At 31.8% G+C, this 5,946-nt stretch carries 6 protein-coding genes and 1 pseudogene; 3 read left to right on the top strand and 4 right to left on the bottom strand.

Going from position 1 to position 5,946, the window contains the following annotated elements:
• Positions 1-52: 52 nt before the first annotated feature.
• From FW754_RS16210 to FW754_RS16225, 4 genes are all read right to left on the bottom strand, one after another.
• Positions 53-649 (bottom strand): DJ-1/PfpI family protein, encoded by a 597-nt coding sequence (locus FW754_RS16210; RefSeq protein ID WP_446325234.1) that lies wholly within the window; start codon positions 647-649, stop codon positions 53-55.
• 159 nt (positions 650-808) lie between these two features.
• Positions 809-1,306 (bottom strand): GNAT family N-acetyltransferase, encoded by a 498-nt coding sequence (locus tag FW754_RS16215; RefSeq protein WP_446325235.1) that lies wholly within the window; start codon positions 1,304-1,306, stop codon positions 809-811.
• Between the two features lie 165 nt (positions 1,307-1,471).
• Complete coding sequence (locus FW754_RS16220) at positions 1,472-1,759, bottom strand: putative quinol monooxygenase (RefSeq protein WP_446325236.1); 288 nt, start codon at positions 1,757-1,759, stop codon at positions 1,472-1,474.
• Positions 1,760-1,783: 24 nt separating this feature from the next.
• Entirely contained in the window at positions 1,784-2,785 is a 1,002-nt protein-coding gene (locus FW754_RS16225; RefSeq protein ID WP_446325237.1) for a zinc-binding alcohol dehydrogenase family protein, read from the bottom strand.
• A gap of 98 nt (positions 2,786-2,883) precedes the next feature.
• Between FW754_RS16225 and FW754_RS16230 the strand changes: the two genes are divergently transcribed.
• The 3 genes and pseudogenes from FW754_RS16230 (at position 2,884) to FW754_RS16240 (ending at position 5,927) form a co-directional block, all read left to right on the top strand.
• Complete coding sequence (locus FW754_RS16230; RefSeq protein WP_004650145.1) at positions 2,884-3,237, top strand: winged helix-turn-helix transcriptional regulator; 354 nt, start codon at positions 2,884-2,886, stop codon at positions 3,235-3,237.
• A gap of 129 nt (positions 3,238-3,366) precedes the next feature.
• Positions 3,367-3,783, top strand: a pseudogene (locus FW754_RS16235) (DNA breaking-rejoining protein); the annotation flags it as partial.
• A 467-nt stretch (positions 3,784-4,250) separates the two neighbouring features.
• Positions 4,251-5,927, top strand: coding sequence for an ABC transporter ATP-binding protein (locus tag FW754_RS16240; RefSeq protein ID WP_446325238.1), 1,677 nt, complete (start codon positions 4,251-4,253; stop codon positions 5,925-5,927).
• Positions 5,928-5,946 lie beyond the last annotated feature (19 nt).

Below are 5,946 nucleotides of genomic sequence, written 5' to 3' on the forward strand. Positions count from 1 at the left end.
CACCCATTATGTTAAATGAGAGACATTTTATTAACTTTACTCAGTTTGAAGTCTAGAGATATGGTTCAATATTTTTAAGAGTGCGTAAAACGTACTCTTCTTTTTCTCCGACTGGAGCAACATAATCTATAGCATTTTTAGCGGCATCTAAGCCTTCTAAACGAGCAATTACCCAAGCAGCAAGATACACAGACGATAAACATCCACCCGCTGTAGCGATATTATCTTTTGCATAAAATGGTTGATTTAATACAGATACTCCTGCTTCTACAACCCATGGCTTTGTAGTTACATCAGTACATGCTGGAATATTATTTAATAGACCTAGTTTAGACAAAATCAATGTTCCTGAACATTGAGCTCCTATTAATTGTCTAGAAGGATCAAGCTTCAACTTGTTCATTAATTCTTTATCTGATGCAATCTCCCGTGTCTTCATTCCACTACCGATAAGTACTGCATCAGCAGTATTAACGTCCTCTAGAGAAGATGTTGATTGAATTACAACTCCATTCATTGAAGAAACATTTTGGCTAGGGCTAGCAATACTAACTTTCCAATCAGGTTTTTTTATTCGATTTAAAATGCCTAAGGCTATTAAAGAATCAAGTTCATTGTATTGATCAAAAGTTAAGATAGTTATATGCATTTAATTAGCCTCTGTAGTTTCCGTTTTTAGACTTTTTAAGTTGATCTAAATTAACATACTACACCTTATACGAAATGCCTGATTTACATGAATTTCTAGTGTTCAGTTAACATAAAATCTCTTATACCAAGTTCATAGCTGCTAATTTTCAAATCTAATTTATTTTTTCAATTCCAGCTCTAAAATTTCACCTGGCAATCCATCAAAATCTTTAAATTCTTTTGAATTAAAATTATTTTTTATCAGTATCTTACGAGATGGTATGTTAATAGGATCAATAATTGCTGTTAATTTTATTAATTTTTTTTGTTTCTTTGCCAACTCAACTAAATCCTCAGCAATGATACTTCCTAGTCCCATACCCCAATAATTAGGAAGAAGCATATATCCAAGCTCTGCTTCAGTATCTTTGATATCTTTTATTTCTAGTTTAGCTAAGCCAACAAAGTCATTAGCTAAGTTAAAAACTTTATATGTTCCTAAGATAGGATGAAGAGAGTTCGCTTCTATAATTTTATTAAAATCCTTTAAAGCTTCTTCTTGTGTTAAACCTTTTTCAGTAATCATTTTCATCACCTCGTAATTACTTACAAGTTTGAAATAGAGATTAAAATCATTAGCCGTAAACTTTTCAAAAAAAACCTTCTTATTCATCATTAATGATCTCTATTTTGAATTAATGGGTGGAAAATTCCGTATTGATGTAGAGCTTTCAACATGAAAACACATAGGATTCAATATCTAACAATAAAAAAGGCAGCTCAGGCTACCTTTCTTATTTCGGATAATCCGCATTATGCTATTTTTAGAAAAACTATAAGCCTATTTGATTTTAGACAATTCAATGATTTCACTAGACTCAATCAAATCTTGAATGTTATTAAATAGATCTTGAATACAGTCAGAATCTAAATGTTTTTCTAGACAGGCTTTATTTTGCCACTCTTCTAAAAAAGTAAAACGCTTAGGATTCTCTTGATCAAGATATAAGGTATAGTTTAAACAACCACTTTCCTTCCGTGTTGATTCTATTACACCTTTGAAAAGTGAAGTCAACTTAGGTTCCATATTATCTTTAGATACAAATATTGCAACTATTGAAATACTCACGATAACCGTCCTCTCAAAGTTTGTTTAGAAACCTTCTAAAACAATTTTCCCTTTTGCATTTCCTGACTCAAGTAACATATGTGCCTGCTTTAGATTATTTGCATTAATTTTTCCTAAATGCTGATTAAGAGTACTTTTAATCTCTCTATTATCAACAAGTTGAGCAACTTCTTTTAAAATCTTATGCTGTTCATCAATATCACTTGTTGTAAACATGGAACGAGTAAACATTAATTCCCAATGTATAGAAACGGACTTACGTTTAAATGGCATAATATCAAAGCTTGAAGGATCATCAATCAAACCTAATTTTCCTTGTGGCGCAATCAATTCAATAATTTGCTCAATATAAGTTTCTGTATGATTTGTTGAAAATACATAAGTCGGCTTTTCCAAACTAAGGGATTCAATCTGTGTATTCAAATCTTTAGTATGATCAATTACATAATCAGCACCAAGATGCTTAATCCATGATTTTGTTTCTTCTCTAGAGGCTGTTGCAATAACTGTTAATTTTGTTTTTGCCTTGAGTAATTGAATCGCAATCGAACCAACGCCACCCGCCCCTCCAATTATAAGAATATTGCCTGTTTGTTCTTGATCTATTTTGAGACGATCAAATAACATTTCCCATGCAGTAATTGCTGTTAATGGTAGTGCTGCTGCTTCTCCATCAGATATTGTTTTAGGTTTAAGGCTAATAATTCTTTCATCTACAGCTTGAAATTCAGCATTACTACCATCCCTTGTTAGATCGCCAGCATACCAAACTAAATCACCAATTTTAAAATTACTGACACTTTTACCAACTTCAACAATTTCACCTACTGCATCCCAACCTAATACACGTAAGGGATTAGATAAATTTATGTTTTTTCTAACCTTTGTATCCACTGGATTTACAGATATTGCTTGAACTTTAACTAAGACATCTCGCACGTTCAATATTGGTCGCTCTTTTTCAATATCTACTAATGGATTTTGAAATGTATTCTCAGTGTCTAACGTATAGGATACAGCTTTCATCATATAGTCCTTTTGTTTAATTTTTCACTTTAACTAATATTCACAAAGTGGTTATATAGACAAATTTGACCCTTGGTGACAAAAAGGAAACTATAGGAATGAGTAAAGTTAAACATTCTCGCTTCGACTGTACACCCGGTTGCTCCGTTGAAGCTGCTATTGGACTACTTGATGGAAAATGGAAAAGTATTATTTTATGGCATTTACTTTCTGATAAAGTATTGAGATTCAGTGAGTTAAGAAAAAAGATACCTACAGTCACACAAAAAGTTTTAACACGTCAGCTCAGAGAATTAGAAGAGGATAAAATTATTTTAAGAAAAGTCTATGCACAAATTCCACCTAAAGTTGAATATAGCCTATCAGATGTAGGAATTTCTCTAACGCCTATTCTAATTGCCTTAAAAGAGTGGGGAGATAACCATATAGATCTATATGGGAAAACTATTTAATATATTGATTTTTATAAAAATAAAACTTAATGCTGTTTAACAACCGCCTTTATGCTTAATAGCGAAATATTACAGAATAAGTTCTAACGCTATTTATACTTATATAAGTCATTATTTGAGGGATTAAAATTGAAAAAGTCTATACATATTGCACTTTTATCACTATTCGTATCATTCAGTTCAGTATCTACCTTTGCTAAAACAACTGAACAATCTATAACATTTACAAAGGGTACAAATCAAAAAACTCAAATAGGAAAGTTTGAGGGCTATGATGATGTTCAATATAAAATTTACGCAAAAAAAGGACAAGTTCTTAAATTTAAGGTAACGAGCAATAATAATTTAGCCAATATGAATATTTTTTCTCCTGGTAAAAAACCAGGAAAAGATGAAGCAATTTTTATTGGTTCTACTGAAGGGCAAGTTGGAGAGATTATTTTACCTTCGAATGGTGAATACACCATACAAGTCTATCAAATGAGAAATAGTGCTCGCCAAAATAAGACTGTAAATTTTCAGCTTTATGTTCAGATTCTAGATCAAAAGAGTCAGCATAGTAAAAAATTTGATGCTATTGGAGAATTACCTTGTTCTTTAAGCCTAGGACAACCAACTAGACAATGCCAGTTTGGAGTCGTCCGTCAAGGAAATGGAGCAGCTTTAGTAACTATATTCTCTAAAGAAAATAAAGAATATATTTTAAAATTTAACAATGGGAAACTAACCTCTCCATCAGGCAAAACTCAGAAAAGAGGAGATCTATCTTTAGTTGAATTAAATACAAATGAACGTTTTGAGATACCAGATGCTGTTATTTATGGCGGGTAAATATATTTGAATCAATCTCTTCTGAATTGATTTTTCTAGCCCAATACTGCTGATTCAAAGCGAAAACGAAGAATTATAATCCTCGTTTTCGCATAATTCCCATTATGTTAAATGGGGTGGGTTATTCAAGAAATAATTGTTAAATTAGGGCAAAATAATTTTGAAAATAAGTGGAGAGGATTTTGCACACTTTCTCTGGAAAGGATCTAAAAAACGTCAAAAATACACTACTCGAGAACATTAAACTATTTATTGGACAATCAAAGTTCTATGTATTTTTATTGTGCTGTTCTATTTTAGTATCAACAATATTTGCAGTGTTGGCTCCTTATACCTTTGCATCAATTATTGATAATTTATCAACAAATAAATCTATAGAAAATATAGGCTTAGGTTTTGTAATTTATGCTGTATTACTTGGTTTGTCTTTAGTTTTTAAAGAAGCTGTAACTTATTTGGCTGTTATTCTAGCAGAAACTTTAAACTATATTAGTTCTACAAACTTTTTAAAAAAAATACTTTTAAAAGAATCTCACTTCTTCATTCAGCATAACCCTAGTGAAATTCAGGCAATGCAAAATCAGGGTGTATTTGCATTAAATAAAGTGATGCAATTAGGCTTAATTTCTTTTATTCCCAGTGTCTTACAGATCGTCTTTTCATGTTTTATTTTAGGAGCGGAAATCGACTTCAAGATAGTCACTATCGTTATTTTATACGGTTCATTCTGTATAGGATTGTCGTATTTTTCAAGTATACGTATAGAACAATATTTAGAAGAAGCAACTAGTGAAAGGCAAAAAAATATTCAATTGCTTGGAAATGCGATGTCTATGATGGATGTCCTAAGATTTTTTAATGCAGGTTCCTGGATAGATCAACGGTTTCAACAAGGCTCTCAACAAATATTGAAGAGCTTGACGTCATATTCTTTAAAGCGTACTTATTATGCGGTTATTTTTGGTATAGCTCTTACCATTCAGTTTCTTATTAGTTTTTATATCCTTATTCCTGAAGTCCAAGCAGGTCGTATGAGTGTTGGCGATCTAGTTTTATTTAATGCTCTATTACTTCAGCTAAATACACCTTTTGAAATGATAGGAAGATGTATTCTTGAATTTAATCAATCATATATAGAATTTAAGCCTTTTGCTAGAATGTGGAATGAACCAGAATTACGAGATAATATAAACCAGCCTATAGCGAGCTTTTCAACCAGCGATGACCACCTTGGGTTATTAAAATTTCAGGATGTATCTTTTTCCTATACAAATGGTCGTGGAATTCAGGATATTAATTTTACAGCAGAGCGTGGAAAGATCACTTTTCTAACAGGTGATAGTGGAGCTGGTAAATCTACGATTTTTAAGTTGATTTTAAAACAAATACAGCCTGATCAAGGAGATATTATAGTGAATAATATCCCTTTAAATGGTATTGCACGTAATACATGGTTTTCTCAAATAGGGGTAGTTCCACAAGAAGTGATGCTATTGAATGATACGATTAAAAATAATATATGTTTAGGTAGAACTTATGATGATCAGAAAATTTATCAAGCAGCTAAAAAAGCACAAATTTTAGATCGTATTAAGATGATGCCAGATGGTTTTGATACTGTAGTTGGAGAAAGGGGGATGACTCTTTCTGGTGGAGAAAAACAGAGAATATCTATAGCACGAGCACTATACGCTGATCCTGAGTTTCTATTATTAGATGAGGCTAGCTCTAGTTTAGATGGTGACACTGAATATGAAATCATGTCACATATGCGTAGTCTGAAAGACAGTGTTACGATTATAGCAATCACTCATAATTCTAGACTGATTCATACCGAAGATATGGTCATAAAATTATAGGCTCATTATTTTAATTTTC

Source organism: Acinetobacter sp. 1207_04 (assembly GCF_052850415.1).

Coding starts and splice junctions, on each gene's coding strand:
- FW754_RS16210 (WP_446325234.1), bottom strand. CDS start 649: ATGCATATAACTATCTTAACTTTTGATCAATACAATGAACTTGATTCT.
- FW754_RS16215 (WP_446325235.1), bottom strand. CDS start 1,306: ATGATGAATAAGAAGGTTTTTTTTGAAAAGTTTACGGCTAATGATTTT.
- FW754_RS16225 (WP_446325237.1), bottom strand. CDS start 2,785: ATGAAAGCTGTATCCTATACGTTAGACACTGAGAATACATTTCAAAAT.
- FW754_RS16230 (WP_004650145.1), top strand. CDS start 2,884: ATGAGTAAAGTTAAACATTCTCGCTTCGACTGTACACCCGGTTGCTCC.